Origin of the sequence: Lysobacter panacisoli (genome assembly GCF_009765165.1) — a bacterium.
Lineage (GTDB): Bacteria > Pseudomonadota > Gammaproteobacteria > Xanthomonadales > Xanthomonadaceae > Lysobacter_J > Lysobacter_J panacisoli.
Genome location: NZ_VLNU01000001.1, coordinates 1,998,379 through 2,018,253, shown reverse-complemented (window position 1 = coordinate 2,018,253; position 19,875 = coordinate 1,998,379). Strand labels below are relative to the sequence as shown.

14 protein-coding genes and 1 riboswitch are annotated in these 19,875 nt (G+C 67.5%); of the genes, 7 read left to right on the top strand and 7 right to left on the bottom strand.

Annotated features, from left to right (window positions below):
• The first annotated feature begins 15 nt into the window (after window positions 1–15).
• The gene (locus FOF45_RS09505; protein ID WP_158984262.1) at window positions 16–639 is read left to right on the top strand and encodes a hypothetical protein; all 624 of its coding nucleotides are present in this window, start codon (window positions 16–18) and stop codon (window positions 637–639) included.
• Window positions 640–644: 5 nt separating this feature from the next.
• Window positions 645–1,097: a DUF2846 domain-containing protein gene (locus tag FOF45_RS09500; protein ID WP_158984260.1), complete on the top strand. Its 453-nt coding sequence runs from the start codon at window positions 645–647 to the stop codon at window positions 1,095–1,097.
• A gap of 45 nt (window positions 1,098–1,142) precedes the next feature.
• On the opposite strand, the gene FOF45_RS09495 is transcribed toward FOF45_RS09500, so the two are convergent.
• Window positions 1,143–1,655, bottom strand: coding sequence for a hypothetical protein (locus FOF45_RS09495; RefSeq protein WP_158984258.1), 513 nt, complete (start codon window positions 1,653–1,655; stop codon window positions 1,143–1,145).
• 205 nt (window positions 1,656–1,860) lie between these two features.
• On the opposite strand from FOF45_RS09495, the gene FOF45_RS09490 reads away from it, so the two are divergent.
• Complete coding sequence (locus FOF45_RS09490; protein ID WP_158984256.1) at window positions 1,861–3,933, top strand: sodium-translocating pyrophosphatase; 2,073 nt, start codon at window positions 1,861–1,863, stop codon at window positions 3,931–3,933.
• Between the two features lie 210 nt (window positions 3,934–4,143).
• Window positions 4,144–4,698 carry an inorganic diphosphatase gene (ppa, locus tag FOF45_RS09485; RefSeq protein WP_158984254.1) on the top strand — a complete coding sequence of 185 codons (555 nt, stop codon included), beginning with the start codon at window positions 4,144–4,146 and terminating at the stop codon, window positions 4,696–4,698.
• 164 nt (window positions 4,699–4,862) lie between these two features.
• On the opposite strand, the gene FOF45_RS09480 is transcribed toward ppa, so the two are convergent.
• The 6 genes from FOF45_RS09480 to thiC form a co-directional block, all read right to left on the bottom strand.
• A complete protein-coding gene (locus FOF45_RS09480; protein ID WP_425481910.1) occupies window positions 4,863–7,763 on the bottom strand; it encodes a TonB-dependent receptor plug domain-containing protein in 2,901 nt (966 codons plus the stop codon).
• 325 nt (window positions 7,764–8,088) lie between these two features.
• Window positions 8,089–9,003 (bottom strand): helix-turn-helix domain-containing protein, encoded by a 915-nt coding sequence (locus tag FOF45_RS09475; protein WP_158984252.1) that lies wholly within the window; start codon window positions 9,001–9,003, stop codon window positions 8,089–8,091.
• A gap of 144 nt (window positions 9,004–9,147) precedes the next feature.
• Complete coding sequence (locus tag FOF45_RS09470; RefSeq protein ID WP_158984250.1) at window positions 9,148–11,496, bottom strand: winged helix-turn-helix domain-containing protein; 2,349 nt, start codon at window positions 11,494–11,496, stop codon at window positions 9,148–9,150.
• Window positions 11,497–11,745: 249 nt separating this feature from the next.
• A complete protein-coding gene (locus FOF45_RS09465; protein WP_158984249.1) occupies window positions 11,746–12,432 on the bottom strand; it encodes an ion channel in 687 nt (228 codons plus the stop codon).
• The gene (locus tag FOF45_RS09460; RefSeq protein WP_158984247.1) at window positions 12,429–12,617 is read right to left on the bottom strand and encodes a hypothetical protein; all 189 of its coding nucleotides are present in this window, start codon (window positions 12,615–12,617) and stop codon (window positions 12,429–12,431) included. Before FOF45_RS09460 ends, FOF45_RS09465 begins: the two co-directional genes overlap by 4 nt.
• 63 nt (window positions 12,618–12,680) lie before the next feature.
• Window positions 12,681–14,558 (bottom strand): phosphomethylpyrimidine synthase ThiC, encoded by a 1,878-nt coding sequence (gene thiC / locus FOF45_RS09455; RefSeq protein WP_158984245.1) that lies wholly within the window; start codon window positions 14,556–14,558, stop codon window positions 12,681–12,683.
• A 92-nt stretch (window positions 14,559–14,650) separates the two neighbouring features.
• A riboswitch (TPP riboswitch) is annotated at window positions 14,651–14,753 on the bottom strand.
• A gap of 327 nt (window positions 14,754–15,080) precedes the next feature.
• Between thiC and thrA the strand changes: the two genes are divergently transcribed.
• The 3 genes from thrA to thrC are packed head-to-tail and all read left to right on the top strand — an operon-like array spanning window position 15,081 to window position 19,857.
• Window positions 15,081–17,615, top strand: a complete 2,535-nt coding sequence (gene thrA, locus FOF45_RS09450; RefSeq protein ID WP_158984243.1) for a bifunctional aspartate kinase/homoserine dehydrogenase I — start codon at window positions 15,081–15,083, stop codon at window positions 17,613–17,615.
• On the top strand, window positions 17,612–18,577 hold the full coding sequence (locus FOF45_RS09445; RefSeq protein WP_158984241.1) for a homoserine kinase: 966 nt from the start codon (window positions 17,612–17,614) through the stop codon (window positions 18,575–18,577). The genes thrA and FOF45_RS09445 overlap by 4 nt, the downstream gene beginning before the upstream one ends.
• Window positions 18,574–19,857: a threonine synthase gene (gene thrC, locus FOF45_RS09440; protein WP_158984239.1), complete on the top strand. Its 1,284-nt coding sequence runs from the start codon at window positions 18,574–18,576 to the stop codon at window positions 19,855–19,857. Before FOF45_RS09445 ends, thrC begins: the two co-directional genes overlap by 4 nt.
• Window positions 19,858–19,875 lie beyond the last annotated feature (18 nt).

The following is a 19,875-nucleotide window of genomic DNA, read 5'->3' as shown; positions in this document are numbered from 1 at the left end:
ATCACGGGACTGCTGGTGGCTTCGGCCATCGGCGGCGCATGCGCACAGACGCCCGCAGCAGACACCGCCACCGCAGGGGGCACGACCAAGCCAGAGGCCGTCGAAGCGACCGCCACCGCGCCACTTCCGGCGCCATGCCGATACCTCTGCGCCGGGCAGGTCATCGATGTCGAAGTAGTCGACGCGATCCGCTCGGACCGCAACCGCGTCGGGGATCGATTCACGCTACGCCTCGCCACACCCATCCAGGTCGATGGCGTCGAGATCGTGCCGGCCGGCACGACCGGCGTCGGCGAGGTCGTGCATGCTGCACGCTCCCGCGCCAGCGGCATTCCCGGCGAGCTATTGCTGGCCGCGCGATCCCTCGATCATATGGGCCGCACGATTCCGCTGCGCGGGATGAAGCTGAGCGCGCGCGGCAAGGACCAGATCAACACCACACTCGCACTGACCTACGTCGTCGCCCCGCTCGGCCTGTTCGTCCACGGTGGTGAAGTCGAGATTCCGCCGGGCACGCGCGCTATCGCGAAGATCGCGCAGGACATCGAAGCCCTCGCCGCCGCGCCGCACGCTGAATCCAACGCGCCCGGCCCGCAGACCGTATCCCCACAACCGACCGAAACCACTACCCAGGAGTGATCCAAATGCGCTCGATGTTCTCCCGTTCGATCGTGCTGTCGTTGTTGATGCTGCCCGCAATGTCGATGGCGCAGGAAGCGAACGGAACCACGGCCGCGGCCACCGCAGCGCCCGCCGCCAATGCGCTCATCGCAGCGGCGCCGCAGGACAAGGGCCAGATCGTGTTCTTCCGCGAACCCAAATTCGTCGGCGCCGCGGTCGGCTTCAAGGTTCGCGAGGGCGAGGCCGAGCTGGGCAAGCTGCGCAATGGCCGCTACTTCGTCGTCACCGCCGAGCCGGGCAAGCACGAGTACAACATGCACGGCGAAACCAAGGACGTGCTGACGCTGGAAATCGAACCCGGCGAAACCTACTACGTGCAGGCGTCGATCGGCATGGGCCTCGTCGCGGGCCGCCCGAACCTGGCGCCGTCCGACGAAGCGACGTTCCTGTCGAAGAAGCTCAAGATCGCGGACTGACGCGCGCATCGGCGAAGGGCCGCGCAAGCGGCCCTTCGCTCGCCATCAATCGCAACGTCCCTCGACCGCCATCTGCGCGGCGAACATCGTCACCGGCGCGATCTGCCCCGACTGCGCCTGCTGCTTCGAATCCTGCAGGTAGATGCGCGCCTTGCCCTGCGCATCGAGCTGCGGTGCGGTCGTCGCGACCGGCTTGCGCCACACACGCACGACCGCCTGCTGCGAGGGACACGCCGCGTTGGGCACGCGGATGACATCGTTGAGCAGCCAGCCGCCGCTCGTCGATGGTTTCACTTTCGCCGCGTCGACGAAACGCGCGCGCGGCTGGCATTGCGGACTGGTGCGCACCACGGTGAATGCGTAGGGATCGGCGGCCTGCCCGGTGAACATGCCCTCCATGCGTGCACAGGCCTCGGGAATCTGTCGCAGTGTGTGCACCGCATTCGGCGCCTGCGGCGGCACCGCGCCGCGCGCGATTTCCGGCTTCGGCTCGGACTTCGGCGTGGCGGCCAGCGCCGGCAGGGCAAGGATGGCAAGCAGCAATGGCATCGATCGCATGGTGGTTCTTCCCGGCCCGCGACGGGCCCGTGACAGCCATCGCAGGCTGGCACGGAAGGCCTGAATGCTGCGTTCACGGCGTGCGCCGCGACGGGCCCTATGCGATAGTCCGTCCGTTGTCGCGGCGATGCGTGGTCCGCGCAGCATTACAACTACAGGTACGTAACTCGAAATTCCGATGTATCCACTTCTAGGGGAGGGGTTCATGCTGGAGCAGTACGGTTTGACCTTGGCGCTGGTGTGCGCCGTCATCGCGATCCTGTACGGGATCGTCTCAGCGCGCTGGATCAACGCGCAACCCGCCGGCAACGAACGAATGCAGCAGATCGCCGGCGCGATCCAGGAAGGCGCGCGCGCCTATCTCAATCGCCAGTACATCACCATCGCCATCGCGGGCGCGGTGCTGTTCGTGCCGATCGCGGTGTTCCTCAAGCTGCCCACGGCGATCGGCTTCCTGATCGGCGCAGTGCTCTCGGGCGCCGCCGGCTACATCGGCATGAACGTGTCCGTGCGCGCCAACGTGCGAACCGCCGAGGCCGCGCGCAGGGGCATCGGACCTGCGATGGACGTCGCGTTCCGCGGCGGCGCGATCACCGGCATGCTGGTCGTCGGCCTGGGCCTGCTCGGCGTCGCCGGTTACTGGTGGGCGCTGCAGAAAACCGGCCATACCGGCGAGGACGCGCTGCACGCACTGGTCGGCCTGGCGTTCGGCTCATCGCTGATTTCCATCTTCGCGCGCCTGGGCGGCGGCATCTTCACCAAGGGTGCCGACGTCGGCGCCGACCTGGTGGGCAAGGTCGAAGCGGGCATTCCCGAGGACGATCCGCGCAATCCCGCGGTGATCGCGGACAACGTCGGCGACAACGTGGGCGACTGCGCCGGCATGGCCGCCGACCTGTTCGAAACCTATGCCGTCACGATCATCGCGACGATGCTGCTCGGCGGGTTGATGATGGACAAGGGCGTCGGCGAAAACGCCGTGCTCTATCCGCTCGTGCTCGGCGGCGTGTCGATCATCGCCTCGATCGTCGGCGCGTTCTTCGTCAAGGTGAAGGCTGGCGGCTCGATCATGGGCGCGCTGTACAAGGGCGTGATCGTCTCGGCGGTGCTCGCCGCGATCGCGTTCTACCCGATCACCACGCAACTGATGGCCGACAACAGCCACGGCGCGATGAACCTCTACGGCTGCGCGCTGATCGGCCTGGTGCTGACCGGTGCCATCGTGTGGATCACCGAGTACTACACCGGCACGCAGTTCAAGCCGGTTCGCCATGTCGCAGCCGCATCGACCACGGGCCACGGCACCAACATCATCGCCGGCCTGGGCGTGTCGATGAAGTCGACCGCGCTGCCGGTGATCGCGGTGTGCCTGGCGATCTGGTTCGCGTTCTATCTCGGCGATCTGTACGGCATCGCCATCGCAGCCACCTCGATGCTGTCGATGGCGGGCATGATCGTCGCGCTCGATGCGTACGGCCCCATCACCGACAACGCGGGCGGCATCGCCGAGATGAGCGAGCTCCCGCCGGAAGTGCGCAGCGTCACCGACCCGCTCGACGCGGTCGGCAACACGACCAAGGCGGTGACCAAGGGTTACGCGATCGGTTCGGCCGCGCTGGCGGCGCTGGTGCTGTTCGCCGACTACACGCATAACCTGGACATGACCGAGAAGGCCAAGGCGGCCAAGGCGGCGGCAGCGGCAGCGGGACTGACCTACGAGTCCATGCGTTTCGATCTGTCCGACCACACCGTGATCATCGGCCTGCTGATCGGCGGCCTGATCCCGTACCTGTTCGGCGCGATGGCGATGGAAGCCGTCGGCCGCGCGGCGGGTGCGGTGGTGGAGGAAGTGCGCCGCCAGTTCCGCCAGATCGCCGGCATCATGGAAGGCACCGCCAAGCCCGAGTACGACAAGGCGGTGGACATGCTCACGCGATCGGCGATCAAGGAAATGATCGTGCCCTCGCTGCTGCCGGTGATCGTTCCGATCATCGTCGGCCTGCTGCTGGGACCGAAGGCGCTGGGCGGCCTGCTGATCGGCACCATCGTCACCGGCCTGTTCGTGGCGATCTCGATGACCACGGGCGGCGGCGCGTGGGACAACGCCAAGAAGTACATCGAGGATGGTCACTTCGGCGGCAAGGGTTCCGACGCGCACAAGGCGGCGGTCACCGGCGACACCGTCGGCGATCCCTACAAGGACACCGCCGGCCCGGCGATCAATCCGCTGATCAAGATCATCAACATCGTCGCGCTGCTGCTGGTGCCGCTGCTGTAAGGCCCTGAGCACATCGAAAAGCGACCCTCACGGCGGCCTCCGGGCCGCCGTGTTCGTTTGGGGCGCCCCGCCCGGCTCCCCGTGAACCGCGCCTCACGGTCTCCCCGCCCCTGGTGCTGCGCCGCAGCAGCCGGCCGCGTAAACTGCCCGCCCGTTTTCCCGAAAACCTGGCCCGCCTGACGGCGCGGCCCCGAGCAGTTGGAGCACCGCATGGGTCTGGACCTCGTCCCCACCGGCAAGAACCCGCCGGATGAGATCAACGTCATCATCGAAATCCCGAAGGACGCCGAGCCGGTCAAGTACGAGGTCGACAAGGCCTCGGGCGCGATCTTCGTCGACCGCATCCTGTCCACGCCGATGCGCTACCCGTGCAACTACGGCTACGTCCCGCACACGCTGTGCGGCGACGGCGATCCGGCCGACGTGCTGGTGATCCTGCCTCTGCCGCTGGTGCCGGGTTCGGTGATCCGCTGCGTGCCGGTCGGCGTGCTGAAGATGACCGACGAGGCCGGCAGCGACGAGAAGCTGATCGCCGTGCCGGTGCCGAAGATCTTCGGCGGCTACGCCCACGTCAGCGACATCGCGCAGGTCTCGCAGCACTGGCTCGACCGCATCGGCCACTTCTTCCAGCACTACAAGGACCTGGAGAAGGGCAAGTGGGTGAAGCTCGACGGATTCGGCGGCGCCGTCGAGGCCAAGGCGATCCTCAACGAGGCGATCGAGCGATACAACGCGACTTCGGAAGAAGACAAGCCGAAGTTCTGAGCGACCACGCCGGAACGACGCACGAAAGGCCGCCGCGAGGCGGCCTTTCTTTTTGTCCGGCGCACGCGCACGCGGCGATGCCATCGCATCTGCGCGAAATGCGAAGCACAAAAAACCACGGCCCCTTTCGGGGCCGTGGTCGTCTTGCCTTCTACTGCAGCCGATCAGAAGCGCTGCTGGTACTTCAGGTAGTAGAAGCGACCGATGTCGAAGCCGCCGTAGTAGGCGAAGTTCGAGTTCGGCTGGCTGTACATCACCGGACCTTCGTGATCGAACACGTTGTTCGCACCAACCGAGACCGTGGCGTTCCACGGCGTGTTGTAGCGGACCTGCATGTCGTGGAAGGTGTTCGAACCGACCGAGCGGGTCGGCGAGACCTGGGTGTACGACGAGACGAAGTCAGGCAGGTTGCACTCTTCGTTGTACGTGCACGGCTCCTTCATCCCGGAGTAGTAACGCGCGGTCCACGAAGCACCGAAGTCGCCCTTGCTCCAGTCGAGGTTCATGTTCGAACGGATGCGGAAGTTGCCGCCCCAATCGCCCGTGACCCAACCGGTGCGCTGCTCGACCGGGGTCTGCGCTTCGCTGTCACGCTTGTACTCGAGGTAGTCGACGTAGGTCGACTTCCAGTCGATGCGGAACTGGCCGAACGCGGTCTCCGGCAGGCGGTAGGCCACGCCGATGTCGTAACCGGCCGTTTCCTGGTAGCCGCCGTTGATCAGCGTACGGGTCACTTCCGTGACCTGGTTGACCGAACGCGCGCCGGCGGTGCCGCGATCGAAGCGATCGCACGCCGAAGCGATGTCCAGCACGTAGCACTGGTTGAGGATCGAGGTGACCGACTCAGCCGCGATGACGTCGTCGATGCGGATCTTCCACCAGTCCAGGCTGATGTCCAGACCTTCCACCCAACCCGGGCTGTAGACCACGCCCAGCGTGTAGGTCTTGGAGGTTTCCGGCATCAGTTCCGGGTTGGAACCGGACTCGAACGCGTAGTTCGACTGCGAGCCCGGGCCGGTGGCGGCAACGCCACCCGACGCCTGCTGGCGGAAGTTCGCCGGCACGCCATCGGCCGCGCAGCGAGCGGCGACGGAGGCGTTGTGGATCGCCAGGCCGAAGCTGCTGTCGCAGGGGGCGGTGAAGCTGTCGAACGTCTGGCCGGTGCCGCCGTACAGGTCGGCGACGGTCGGCGCGCGGAAGCCCGTGGCGTAGGTGCCGCGGACCAGCAGGTCGTCGATCGGCTTCCACTTCAGGCCGAACTTGCTGTTGATCGTGTCACCGAAGGTGTCGTAGTCGGAGTAGCGACCGGCGACATCGAACGACAGTTCCTTCGCGAACGGAACGTCGGCGAGGATCGGCACGTTGAACTCGAGGTAGATTTCGTCGAGCGAGTAGCCACCGCGGGTCGGCGCGCCGGCCAGGTCGGTGCTCAGGCCCGACTGGTTCAGTGCGTCAGGCTCGTAGCTGGCCTCTTCCTTGCGGTGCTCCACGCCCACGGCCATGCTCAGGTCGCCGGCCGGCAGTTCGGTCAGCACGCCCGACAGGTTGGCGCTGTAGATCTTGGTGGTGGTTTCCGACGTGTCGTGCGACGGCAGGAACAGGTAGGCCAGCAGGGCCTGGTCATTCAGGTTGCCCGGCGCGTTGCTGCCCAGCGGAGCCAGCGGGTTCCACGGCACGCAGCCTTCGATCACGCCGTTCGGCGTGTTCGTGCCGCACTTGACCACGCCGTCGGTGTCCAGGAACGACGGACCGACCGCATTGGCGACGTTCGGGATGAACAGGTTGCCGGTGCTGGTCTTGACGCCCTTGTTCTGGTTGTAGACGTAGCCCACGTCCCAGTCCCACGGACGGTCGGCGAAGTCGAACGAACCTTCAAAGCCACCGCTGAAGCGGTAGGTGGTCAGCTCCGAACGCGTCTGGCGCGGCATTTCCCACGTGCGGCGGATGAAGTCGACATCCTCGCCCAGCGGGTTGTAGTAGCTGTCACCCGACAGCATCGTCTCGTAGGCAGCCGACTGGTACGGGTAACCGGCGATCTGCTGCAGCGCCTCGCGATCGGTGTACAGCACGTCCGACTTGAAGCGGATGTTGTCGGTCAGGTCATAGCTGCCGTTGGCGAAGATCGAACGACGCTCGATACCGGTCTGCAGGAACATCTGCTGGTTGGCATTGGCGTAATCGTTCAGGCCGTCGGTCGGGTGGTAATCGGCGAAGTTGCGCGGGTCGCCGTCACGGTCGACGGTCCAGCGGTTGCCGTCGGCGTCGATCAGCGTGCCCCACTGCGAGCTCGCGCTCCAACCATGAGCGGTGACGGTGCCGTTCGCATTGAGCGTCGGGACCGGGTGGTAGCGGCCGTTCGGCGAAGCGGTGAACTCACGGTCCTTCGCGAAGACCGGCTCTTCCTTCGTGTACTCGACGCCCAGCATGACCGAGGAACGGTCGCCGGTGCTGCCAAGCAGGAAGTTGTAGACCTGCTTCTCGCCGTCGCCCTGATCGTACTGGCCGATGTAGGCACCGGCTTCAGCGCCGTCGAAGTTCTTGCGGGTGATGATGTTGATCACGCCGGCGATGGCGTCGGAGCCGTAGATCGCCGAAGCGCCGTCGGTCAGCACTTCGATGCGCTCGACCACGGAGGTCGGGATCGAAGCCAGGTCGGAGTAGCCGCCCGAGCTGATGCCCATGCGCTTGCCGTCGAGCAGGACGAGCGTGCGCTGCGGACCCAGGTTGCGCAGATCGACGTACTGACCGCCCACTTCTTCACCCGACGCCAACGCGTCGGCGCGGCTGATCGCCGGCGAACCCGCGGTGCTGATGTTCTGGACGATGTCCGCGACGCTCGTGAAGCCCTGCTTCTGGATGTCGGCGCGGCTCAGGCTGATGACCGGCTGAGCGGTTTCCAGGCTGGCCTGACGGATGCGCGAACCGGTGACTTCGATGCGATCGAGCGTAGTCGCCTGCGGCGCGGCGGCTTCCTGCGCGCTGGCAAATGCCGGCGCCAGCGCGATCGCGATACCGGCCGGCAGCATGCCGACGCGCATCGCGGTGCGCAAATTGCGATGGTTCATCTATCTCTCTCCAGATACGTTATGAGCGTGTTAAAAACGCCCAGCAAACTTACGTTCCGGTGAGTGCGATCGCTTTGCAGGTGACGCCGAGAGGCTTTGCGCATCGTGTCGGCGAGGACATGGCACTGCATATCCACGCACGCGATCACATTGAGTTGCATCACGCACGCAACACTGCAGTGATGCATTCGCGACGAACGAAAATCGCGTTCACGAAACATATTCAGCGCGCATAAAGAAAGCGGCCGATGCATCACGCATCGGCCGCAGTGTTCACGCTTCTATATATGCGCGTCGCGAAGTCGACGCATCGACTATCGAACGATCAGGTGCCCGTACGTTCGATCGTGCGCGACGCGGCGAGCTGCTTTGCCGAATCGGCCTTCGACGATGCAGCCGCACTGCGATAGCGCGTCGCCGAGACACCGAAGCGTGCGCGGAACGCACGCGCGAAGCTGCAGCAGTTGTCGAAACCACTCGCCGCGGCGACCTCGCCAATCATCATCGAGGTGTGCGTGAGCAGATCGGCGGCGTGCTCCAGTCGCATGCGCGCGGATGCGGCCTGCGGGCTCTCTTCGTACAGACTGTGGAATGTCTTGGAGAAGTACCAGCTGGAGAAGCTGGTGAGCTCGGCAAGTTCGCTGATGCGAACCACGCGATCGCAATTGCCTTCCAGGTACAGACGCGCGCGCTGCAGGCGACCGAACACTTGACGCTTGCGGCTGCGCGAGCGACCCGGGCAGCGCGGGATGCGCGCGGCGAGTTCGCGCTGCACACCGGCCAGGTGAAGCAGGATCGGGCGCATGGCAGCGGTGTCAAAACCGGAATTCGGATACTCGGCCAGACGCGCTGCGGCCTCGCGCCACAGACGCAGGGCGATGCGGGCTTCGTGGCGGCCGACATGGCCACGACCGGCGTAGAGCGTGCGGTCGGAGAAGCGGGTCATCTCACGCATTGCGTCGCTGGACAGCGTGAGACCCATGCAGGCACCGAACCGGTCTGCCTGGACCGTCGGTTTGGAATCCTTCTCGAAGGCGATCCAGTCACCGCTGCGGAGGCGGAACTTGCCTTCCTTCGCCTCGACCCACGAGCTGCCGTGCAGCTGGACCCAGATCGAGAAGCCACCCGAGACCTGGACGCTACCCAGTCGCGAGACCCCCACGCAGCCGCCCTGAACCGAGCCGTCCGGCGTTTCGACCTGGAGCAGCTGCCCCCGGTCCGCCCATTGCACTTGCTCCATTGGTCAACCTCATGTGCCGAGAATGACGAATGGATTTGCCAGATGAGTGGCTTCCCGATCAGGAAAGTTGGCGGAGACTTATACGAATTCGCAACGAAGGCTTTGCCGAAAGAGTTCCGATGGAACTTTTCTTTTTTGGATCAATTACTTGATCCAACCCGGAAGTTCCGACGCCGTGTCTTTCGGAAGCTCCATGTAACCGATATCGGCGCCGTCCCACTCGACCAGGGCCAGATAGGCCACCTCACCGCGCGGCCCACCGAGGCTGAAACCGTTCGCTGCGGAGCGTCGGGTCTGGTCCAGGCACCGGCCGGGGCCGACCTCGGCCGGGGAGATCCGGCGCAGTCCGGCGGCGCAATCCTGGCGTCGTTCGAGGTAGCGGATCTCGCCGTCCGGCGCGACGGACCACAGACGATAGCGGTCGGCGGTCGGCTCGGCGGCGTCGATCCGGCGCACGCTGGCGGCGGACAGGTTGAGTGCCGCCTCCCATAGACCGCTCTCGGTCAGTCGGGTGAACAGGATGCGGTTGCGCGGGGCATCGACCTGGAACTGGGAGATGCCGTCGATCCGTCCCAGTGAGCGCCACGGCGTACCGCTCCGGTCGTACAGGCGCAGCTGCGGGTGGCCGTCGGCATTGGCCGAGAGCACGAGCAGGCGGTTCGGGTCGGGGGTGTACTGGCCCTGGAGGGGATCGGCATCCGGCACCGGCAGGGTCATCACCTGCCCGCTTGCGGGCGCGACTTCCTGGAGCACGGCACGACCCTGCGGGTTCGTGCCCGCGACCAGCAGGCGCCGGGAATCGGCGGACCATGCCGGCGCGTAACGGGTGGCCGGGCGCACCTCGCTCATCATGCGCAGGCTGTCTGGCTGCTGCAGATCGGCCCACCACAGGCCGCTGGCGCCGGACCGGTCAGAGACGAAGGCGAGTTGCGCGCCGTCGGGCGCGATCGCCGGCATCCAGTCGCGCGAGGACGACGGGAACAGGGGCTCCACCACGTGCACGCTGCCCTGCCCGCCCTGCGAGAGGTCGACCCGGTACAGACCGAAGTACGGACGACGCTGGACGAAGGAGATCGCCCGCGTATTGCGTGCGGTGACCGGCGATTGCGCGTCCTCCAGCCCCGGCACCGGATGCACGTCGCCGGTGCTGGTGTCGAGTCGGAGCACGCGGTAGTCGCCTTCGACCAGCACGCTGAAGAGCAGGCCGCGTCCGCCCGGCGTCCAGTCCCAGCCGCGCAGGTCGGCGCGCAGGCGGCTCAGGCGCTCGGCGTTGCCGCCCTGCGCCGGAATGCGCCAGAAATCGCCCAGCGGCGGATTGCGCACGAAGACGATCCAGCGTCCGTCCGGCGAATAACGCGGCGCGGTGTCCAGATCGTCGGACTGATGCGGATAGTCGATCGAACGCCAGGTGCCGCTGTCGAGTTCGAGCACGCGCAAACCGAGGCTGCCGTTCTCGCCGGTCATGCCGCCGAAAATCAGACCGTTGCTGTCGGGCGTCCAATCGAAGGTCGGCGGCGTGCGGCGATCGCAGGTGCCGACCTCGTGCTCGGCGCGCGCGTTGGGCGTGACCACGCGGATGCTGCAGCTGCCATTGCCCAGGCGCATGAAGGCGATCCAGCGTCCGTCCGGCGACCACGCCGGCGCGGCGTCGTCGAAACCTTCCGGCGGCCGCGTCAGCAGGCGCGGCTGGGTCTGTTCGGTCGTCTGCACCAGGATCGAAGTGCCGCGTTCGCCTTCGGGAATCGCCATGTAGGCGACCATGCCCGCATCCGGCGACAACGTCGGCGCGAGTTCGAAGCCGGGCATCGAGGTGATCAGGCGATACGGTCGCTGGCTGCGCAGGCCCTGCACGTCGGAGACCGACTGCGCCGAGGGCGTCCCCGCGCCATTCCCATTGCTGCGCAGGAGCGTCCACGCCACCAGTGCGGCGACCAGCAGGGCAACGGTGAACACGACCGCCGCGATCGACGTCCACGTGCCGCGCGGCATCGACGCGTCGGGAAACGGTACCGGCGCCAGCGGTTCGCTCGGATCGGCGCCGGCGATGGCGGGATACTTCGCGGTCGTGCGCGTCGGATCGGCCCAGCGCGCGTCCGCAGCGGCGGCGTCCGCCTGACCGTCGGGCAGCTCGCCCTGCATCCACTGCACCGGCGCGAGCAGTCGATAACCGTTCTTGGCGATCGTCTCGATGTAGCTCGGATTGCCGCGCTCGTCGTCGAACGCCTTGCGCAGTTGCGTGATGGCCTGGGTGACGACGTCGTTGGTCGGCAACGTGTCTGGCCACACTTCGGTCATCAGCGTGTCGCGACTGACCACGCGCCCGGCCTGTTCGACCAGCACCAACAGCACGCCCATCGACTTGGGCGTGATGCGCAATGGACGACGCTTGCCGGGTGCGCGGATCTCGCGCAGCGGCACATCGACCACGCAATCGCCCACGCGCAGTCGCTCGGACGGCAGCTGGGTCATCGTGGGGTCGAGGGGTCTGGGCATGAATCCTGAAATGATGAGCCGCAAGCTGAACAGCCGTCATGTGCCAGACGGGGTGCGCCGGACATTCCGGCACATCCCGCAAAAGGCACAGGCGCGACGGGGAAAGCAGGGCTCGGCGAAACATTCTACCGTCCCACGGGCTTAACCCCTCTCTTCCAGGGGTGGCTTCAGGCCCTCTCTCGCCGACGTCCTACAGAACGTTCTGTTCCAGCATTCGCGTCCCCCCGGACGCGATTTTTTTACGCGGGCTCAAGGCTTCCCGTGGCGCAGCATGGTCAGCCCGATCAGCCTCGACACCACCACCGCCACGTAGCCCACGCCCGCGAACTGCTCCAGCATCACCAGCACGCGCGCCGGCGGACTCAGCGGAATGACGTCGCCGAGGCCGACCGCGGAGAGGTTGGTGAAGCTCAGGAACAGCAGTTCCAGCCAGGCACGCGGACGTTCGGGTTCGACCGCTCCGGTGAAACTGCCGGGAAACCACGCCTGGCAGACCAGGAAGGCGTACGCGAATCCCCAGGCCAGCAGCGTGAACGTCGCACCTGCGGCGTAGAGCTCGTCCGTGGTCACGCGGTGGTCGCTCATCATGTAGGCGATCAGGCTGCCGGCTGCGTAGAAGTACAGCAGGGCCTCCAGCGCGGACGACGTGACCAGCAGCGTCTCGCTCACCATCACCACCGATGCCAGCGACAGCACGAACGCCGGTACCGCCAGCGTCCAGGCGATCCAGCTCGATGCGGGACTGCGGTTGACCACCCAAACCGCCAGCGCCAGCACCAGCACGCCGACCGCGCCGAACACCACGCGTCCGCTGGCCATCTGGTCGAACAGCGGATAGATGATCAGGCTCAATACCTGCGCGGCGAGCAGGAAGGCCGACGGATGGCGCCGGACCGCGACCTGCCAGCGCAATGTGCGGAAACTGTTCTCGCTCATCGCGGCGCCTTCGCGTCCGGACGCTTGCCGGCGTGGACGAGCATGTAATGAATGACGTAGACCCACGAGAGGAATCCGTGGACCAGCGCCCACAGCACCGAACGGTTCACCGACCATGACAGCAGCATCGCCAGGGCGTTGCCGAACCCGAACGCAGCTCCCGCCGCCCGTGCTTCATCGACCATGACCGCCTCTCCCTGACGTGACGGGCCGAGCTTGCCGGCCCGCCACGGGTCGCGCAAGGGCGATCAGGCCTTGTGGTAGACCTGCGCGCCCTGCTCTCGGAACTGCGCCGACTTCTCGGCCATGCCTTCGGCCAGCGCGGCCTGTTCGTCCACGCCGTGCTCCTTCGCGTAATCGCGCACGTCCTGGGTGATCTTCATCGAGCAGAAATGCGGCCCGCACATCGAGCAGAAGTGCGCGACCTTGTGCGCGTCCTTCGGCAGCGTCTCGTCGTGGTACTCGCGTGCGCGCTCCGGATCGAGGCCGAGGTTGAACTGGTCTTCCCAGCGGAACTCGAAGCGCGCCTTGCTCATCGCGTTGTCGCGCGCCTGCGCACCGGGATGGCCCTTGGCGAGGTCGGCTGCGTGCGCGGCGATCTTGTAAGCCATCAGCCCTTCGCGCACGTCGTGCTTGTTGGGCAGGCCAAGGTGCTCCTTCGGCGTGACATAGCAGAGCATCGCCGTGCCGAACCAGCCGATCATCGCCGCGCCGATCGCGCTGGTGATGTGGTCGTAGCCCGGCGCGATGTCCGTGGTCAGCGGGCCGAGCGTGTAGAACGGCGCTTCGCCGCACTCGCGCAGCTGCTTGTCCATGTTCTCCTTGATCAGCTGCATCGGCACGTGGCCGGGGCCTTCGATCATGGTCTGCACGTCGTGCTTCCACGCGATCTTGGTCAGCTCGCCGAGCGTCTCCAGCTCGCCGAACTGCGCGGCGTCGTTGGCGTCGGCGATCGAACCGGGACGCAGGCCGTCGCCGAGCGAGAAGGCCACGTCGTAGGCCTTCATGATTTCGCAGATTTCCTCGAAGTGCGTGTAGAGGAAGTTCTCCTTGTGGTGCGCCAGGCACCACTTGGCGAGGATCGAACCGCCACGCGAGACGATGCCGGTCACGCGACCCGCGGTCAGCGGCACGTAACGCAGCAGCACGCCGGCGTGGATGGTGAAGTAGTCCACGCCCTGCTCGGCCTGTTCGATGAGCGTGTCGCGGAAGATCTCCCAGTTCAGCTCCTCGGCGCGACCGTCGACCTTCTCCAGCGCCTGGTAGATCGGCACCGTGCCGATCGGCACCGGCGAATTGCGGATGATCCACTCGCGCGTTTCGTGGATGTGCTTGCCGGTCGACAGGTCCATCACCGTGTCGGCGCCCCAGCGGATCGACCACACCAGCTTCTCGACTTCCTCGGCGATGCCCGACGACACCGCGGAATTGCCGATGTTCGCGTTGACCTTGGTCAGGAAGTTGCGGCCGATGATCATCGGCTCGCTTTCCGGATGGTTGATGTTGTTCGGGATGATCGCGCGGCCGCGCGCCACTTCATCGCGCACGAATTCCGGCGTGATGATCTTCTGGATGTTCGCGCCGAAGCTCTCGCCCGCATGCTGCTTCAACAGGTGCGCTTCGCGGATCGCCTCGATCCGCTGGTTCTCGCGGATGGCGATGTACTCCATCTCCGGCGTGACGATTCCACGGCGCGCGTAATGCATCTGGGTGACGTTGGCGCCGGCCACCGCACGGCGCGGCAACGGCCGCTCGCGGAAGCGCACGGCGTCGAGCTTCGGGTCGTTCTCGCGCTTGCGGCCGAACTCCGACGACAGCGCCGACAACACCTCGGTGTCGCCGCGCTCGGCGATCCACTGCGCGCGCAACGGTGCCAGTCCGCGTGCGAGATCGATCACCGCATTCGCATCGGTGTACGCGCCGGAGGTGTCGTAGACCGCGAGCGGTGCATTGTCCTCGCCGCCGAACATCGTCGGCGTCTTCGCCAGCGCGATCTCGCGCATCGGCACCTGGATGTCGGGACGCGAGCCTTCGACGTGGATCTTGTGCGAGCCCGGGATCGGACGGGTGACGTCGGCCGACAACTGTTCGGCCTTCTGGATGAGTTCGCTCGGGACTGCGTTCATGTGTGGATTCCACTGCTCTTCGTGAGAGTCCGCACATGGCTGTGCGGGCTTTGGCGGAGGGAACCCGCGTAAGCAGCGGCGCACGGACGCACGGCGCGCCCGGCGAAGCTTCCCTACGGCGGTCTCAACCGCATCAGGTTCGAAGGGTCTGTCTCAACCGTCGCGCCTTGCGCACCGGTACCCCCGCTTCGGCGTGCATTTCATCACGCGGCGACGGTCCGGCGCCAGCGCGGGGCCGGCCGGCCGCGCCCGTTTCGTTTGCAACTGTTGACAGCCCCGGAAACCGCGTGCTCTTCTCGGCCACATGACGCATCGCAACATGCCCCAGCAGGCCTCCAGCACCGCGCCGACCGGCGTGGCGATGGGCGCTGGCGTATTTGCGATTACCACCGGTACCGGCACCACTCGCTTGCGGGTGCGGACGGGCGTGTCGAGCTGATCTGAAGACCACGCCTCCGCACCCGACCCGGGTGCGCAGGTCTGGCACCCGGCCGGTTGCGGAGCCCCACAGGAGCCCGCCCCATGCCACCCGCAGACGCTTTACTCCGCCCTGCCCCGCCGTGCCACGTGCACAAATTCGGCGGCAGCAGCCTGGCCGACGCCGCGCTGTACCGCAGCGCCGCCTCCCTGCTCCAGGACCCATCGAGCCCCCGCGTCGCCGTGGTGTCGGCGATGCAGGGCGTCACCGATGCGCTGATCGCGCTGGTCGACGTCGCGCGCACCGGCGGATCGTGGCGCGAAGACTGGAATGCATTGCGCGCGCGCCACCTTGCCGCGGCCGATGCACTGCGTCGCAACGACGACTCGCTGCACAAGGCGCTGGACGAAGCGTTCGATACCTTCGCGGAACTGCTGGCCGCGCTCGCCGCCGGCGATGCCGCGATGCAGGCATCACTCGCGGGCCTGCCCGGCCTCGGCGAGGTCTGGTCCTCGCACCTGATGCACGCCGCGCTCGGCGGTGTCGAATCGGGATGGCACCGACTGGATGCACGCGACGTGCTGGTCGTGCACGCAGGCGAGATGGGCATGGCGGTGGACTGGGCCGAAAGCCGCTCGCGCCTGGCCGCATGGCGGGCATCGCACGACGGCAACGTCGTCGTCACCGGCTTCGTCGCCCGCGATGCGCAGGGCCATGCGACCACACTGGGCCGCAACGGCAGCGATTACTCCGCGGCGATCTTCGCCAACCTGTTCGACGCGCAGGCGTTGACCATCTGGACCGATGTCGACGGCGTCCTGTCCGCCGATCCGCGCCTGGTGCCGGAAGCGGTGTGCCTGCCGTCGATGTCCTACGCCGAAGCCTGCGAACTCGCCTATTTCGGTGCGAAAGTGCTGCATCCGCAGACGATGGCGCCGGTGCAGGAGCGCGGCATCCCGCTGTGGATCCGCAACACGCGCAAGCCGGAGCGGCCTGGCACGCTCATCTCGCCGGACAACGACCCCGCCGGCGTGCCGGTGAAGGGCCTGAGCCTGGTGCGCGATCTCGCCATCGTCGAACTCGTCGGCAACGGCATGGTCGGCGTGCCGGGTTCGGCCGAACGCATGTTCGGCGCACTGCGCGGCGCGGGCGTGTCGGTGACGATGATCTCGCAGGGCTCGTCCGAACATTCGATCTGCTGCGTGCTGCGCGCCGAACAGGCCGAACGCGCACGCGACGCGGTCGCGCATGCGTTCGCCGACGCGATCGCGGACGGACAGGCACAGGGCGTCACGCTGACGCGCGACATCGCGGTGCTTGCCGCGGTCGGCGACGGCATGGTCGGCACGCCGGGCGTGGCCGCGCGCCTGCTCGGCGGCCTGGCGCAGGCACGCGTGAACGCACGTGCGATCGCGCAGGGCGCAGGCGAACGCAACATCTCCGTCGCGATCGGCGCGGCCGACGCCACCCGCGCCCTGCGCGCGGCGCACGCCGCGTTCTGGCTGTCGCCGCAGACGCTGTCGGTCGGCGTGATCGGACCGGGCCAGGTCGGCAGCGCGCTGCTGGTGCAGATGTCGGCCGCATTGCCGGAGCTGCGCAAACGTTCCGGCCTCGACCTGCGCCTGCGCGCCATCGCCAACAGCCGCACGATGGTGCTGGACGAACGCGGCTTCGAACCCGCCGATGCCGCGGCACGCCTGGAAGGCGGCGCGGCCGAAGCGGTCGACCTCGACCGTTTCGCCGATCACGTGCGTGGCGAGCACCTGCCGCACGCGCTGATCGTCGACTGCAGCGCCAGCCCCACGGTCGCCGCGCATTACCCGCGCTGGCTCGCGCGCGGCATCCATGTAGTCACGCCGAACAAGCTCGCCGGCAGCGGGCCGTGGCCGCAGTACGCCGCGATACAGGACGCCGGCCGGCACGGCGGCGGCCGTTTCCGCTACGAGGCCACGGTCGGCGCGGGCCTGCCGGTGATGCTCACCCTGCGCAACCTGCTCGACACCGGCGACGAGCTGTACGGCATCGACGGCATGCTCTCGGGCACACTGGCGTGGCTGTTCAACCGGTTCGACGGCACGGTGCCGTTCTCGCAGCTCGTCCGCGAGGCGCAGGCGCTGGGCTATACCGAACCCGATCCGCGCGACGACCTGTCCGGCCTCGACGTCGCGCGCAAGCTGGTGATCCTGGCGCGCGAGGCCGGTCGCGCGCTGTCGCTGGAGGATGTGGACGTGGAGAACCTGGTGCCCGAGGCACTGCGCGATGTCGGACGCGACGAGTTCCTGTCGCGCCTGGCGGAAATGGACGAACCGATGCTCGCGCGCCTGCGCGACGCCGCCGCGAAGCAACGTTCGCTGCGGCACCTCGCGCAGCTGGACCGAGACGGCCGCGCGCGCGTCGGCGTGGTCGCGCTGCCAGCCGAACACGCCTGCTGCCACACGCGCCTGACCGACAACCTCGTGCAGTTCCGCACGCGCCGCTACGCGGACAATCCGCTGGTCGTGCAGGGGCCGGGCGCGGGCCCGGACGTCACCGCCGCGGGCGTGTTCGGCGACGTGCTCGCGATCGCGCAGTCGCTGGGCTCGACGCCCGGCCTCGTCCATCCGCTGGGCGCCGACGCACGCGCGGAGGCGATCGCGTGAGCGGAGACATCGAACCACAGCAGGCACGCGCGTTCGCGCCCGGCAGCGTCGGCAACATCGGCGTCGGTTTCGACCTGCTCGGCCATTCCATCGACGGCGTCCGCGACGTCGCCATCGTGCGTCGCATCGACGAGCCGGTCGTGCGCATCGCGGCGATCCGCGGCGATGCCGAAGGCGCCGGCACGCTGCCGCTGCAGGCCGAACGCAACACCGCCGGACAGGCACTGATCGCGCTGCGCGAGAAGCTCCGCCTTGTGCACGGCTTCGAACTGGAACTGGAGAAGGGGATCCCGCTCGGCTCCGGCCTCGGCGGTTCCGCGGCATCGTGCGTGGCCGCGCTGGTCGCGGCGAACGCGCTGCTCGATGCGCCACTCGCGCGTGAAGCGCTGTACGAGTTCGCGCTCGACGGTGAATCGGTATCGAGCGGCAGCCGCCACGGCGACAACGTCGCCCCGATGCTGCTCGGCGGCGTGGTGATGGCGACGGCTACGCGCATGATCCCGCTGTCGGTGCCCGAATGGCTGCACGCGGTGGTCGTGCATCCGGACCAGGTGCTGGAAACGCGACGCGCGCGCGCGGTGCTGGCCGATCCGTATCCACTGTCGCTGGTGGTCGAACAGAGTTCGCACCTCGCGCTGTTCCTCACTGGCCTGCAGCGCGGCGACGCGCAACTGCTGCGCGAAGGCCTGCGCGACCTGCTGGTGGAACCGCGGCGCGCGCCGCTGATTCCCGGTTTCTTCGATGCCAAGGCCGCGGCGCTCGACCACGGCGCACTGGGCGCGAGCATCTCCGGCGCAGGCCCGAGCACGTTCGCGTGGTTCGCATCGAAAGCCGAGGCCACCGCCGCCGCGCCGGCGATGCAGGCCGCATTCGCCGACGCGGGCTACGGATCGCGCTCCTACGTCACGCCAGTGGCGGGGCCGCGCGCGGACGTGATCGAGACGCAGGGAGTGCGACGATGAACTTCACCAGCACGCGCGGCGGAACGCCGGCCACCGGCATCGACGACGCGCTCGTCGCCGGCCTCGCGCCCGACGGTGGCCTGTACGTTCCCGCGCATGTCCCGCAACTCGACCTCACCGCCGGCGAGACCCTCGCGGACACCGCACGACGCGTGCTCGCGCCGTTCTTCGACGCCTCCTCGCTGCGCGATGCGTTGCCCGCCTTGTGCGAGCACGCGTACTCGTTCGATGCGCCACTGCGTCCGCTCGATGGCGCGGACGACCACCTGCTCGAACTCTTCCACGGACCGACCGCCGCGTTCAAGGACTACGCCGCGCGCTTCCTCGCCGGCGCGCTGTCGCGGCTTCGCGATCCCGATGCAGCGCCGACGACGATAGTCGTCGCGACCTCGGGCGATACCGGCGCCGCGGTCGCCTCGGCGTTCCACCGACGCCCCGGCTTCAAGGTCGTGATCCTGTACCCGGAAGGGCGCGTCTCGCCGCGCCAGGCGCACGGGCTGGAATGCTGGGGCGACAACGTGCGCACCTTCCGCGTGACGGACACGTTCGACGACTGCCAGCGCATGGCCAAGCAGGCGCTCTCCGACGAAACGCTGCGCGGCGAGATCCCGTTGAGTTCGGCCAACAGCATCAGTCTTGGACGCCTGCTGCCGCAGGTCGCTTATTACGCGCACACGGCACTAAGCTTCCATGCGCGGCACGGCCAGCCGCTCAACGTGATCGTGCCGACCGGCAACCTCGGCAACGCATGTGCTGCGTTCCTCGCGCGCCGCATGGGACTGCCGATCGGTGAGCTGGTGCTCGCGTGCAATGCCAACGACGTGCTGCCGCGCTACTTCGCAGGCGAGCCTTACGTTCCGCAGGCGACGAAGGCGACGCTCGCCAATGCGATGGACGTGGGCGCGCCCAGCAATTTCGAGCGCCTGCGCCACTGGCACGACAGCGACGCGCACCTGCGCACGTCGTTGTCGGCACATGCGGTGGATGACGCGACCATCACCGAAACGATCCGCCATGCGCCGGCGCGCCACGGCGTGGTGCCCTGCCCGCACACTGCGACTGGGCTGCACGTGCTGGAGCGTCTACGTGCCGGTGGCGACATGCGCCCGTGGGCAGTGGTCGCGACCGCGCACCCGGCGAAGTTCGACAGCATCGTCGAACCGCTGGTCGGCCACGTCGTCGAACCGCCTCCGGCGCTGGCCGAAACGCTGTCCTGGCCGGCGTCGGGCGAACGTCTCGATGCCGACTACGCGGCGCTACGCGCGGTGTTGCGCGGGTGATCCGGGGCCTGCGGCGGC

Excerpts from the sequence above, each read along its gene's own strand:
- FOF45_RS09460 (WP_158984247.1), bottom strand. The coding sequence starts at position 12,617 with ATGGTCGATGAAGCACGGGCGGCGGGAGCTGCGTTCGGGTTCGGCAAC.
- ppa (WP_158984254.1), top strand. The coding sequence starts at position 4,144 with ATGGGTCTGGACCTCGTCCCCACCGGCAAGAACCCGCCGGATGAGATC.
- FOF45_RS09500 (WP_158984260.1), top strand. The coding sequence starts at position 645 with ATGCGCTCGATGTTCTCCCGTTCGATCGTGCTGTCGTTGTTGATGCTG.
- thrA (WP_158984243.1), top strand. The coding sequence starts at position 15,081 with ATGCCACCCGCAGACGCTTTACTCCGCCCTGCCCCGCCGTGCCACGTG.
- FOF45_RS09495 (WP_158984258.1), bottom strand. The coding sequence starts at position 1,655 with ATGCGATCGATGCCATTGCTGCTTGCCATCCTTGCCCTGCCGGCGCTG.
- FOF45_RS09465 (WP_158984249.1), bottom strand. The coding sequence starts at position 12,432 with ATGAGCGAGAACAGTTTCCGCACATTGCGCTGGCAGGTCGCGGTCCGG.
- FOF45_RS09470 (WP_158984250.1), bottom strand. The coding sequence starts at position 11,496 with ATGCCCAGACCCCTCGACCCCACGATGACCCAGCTGCCGTCCGAGCGA.
- thiC (WP_158984245.1), bottom strand. The coding sequence starts at position 14,558 with ATGAACGCAGTCCCGAGCGAACTCATCCAGAAGGCCGAACAGTTGTCG.
- FOF45_RS09490 (WP_158984256.1), top strand. The coding sequence starts at position 1,861 with ATGCTGGAGCAGTACGGTTTGACCTTGGCGCTGGTGTGCGCCGTCATC.
- FOF45_RS09475 (WP_158984252.1), bottom strand. The coding sequence starts at position 9,003 with ATGGAGCAAGTGCAATGGGCGGACCGGGGGCAGCTGCTCCAGGTCGAA.
- FOF45_RS09480 (WP_425481910.1), bottom strand. The coding sequence starts at position 7,763 with ATGAACCATCGCAATTTGCGCACCGCGATGCGCGTCGGCATGCTGCCG.
- thrC (WP_158984239.1), top strand. The coding sequence starts at position 18,574 with ATGAACTTCACCAGCACGCGCGGCGGAACGCCGGCCACCGGCATCGAC.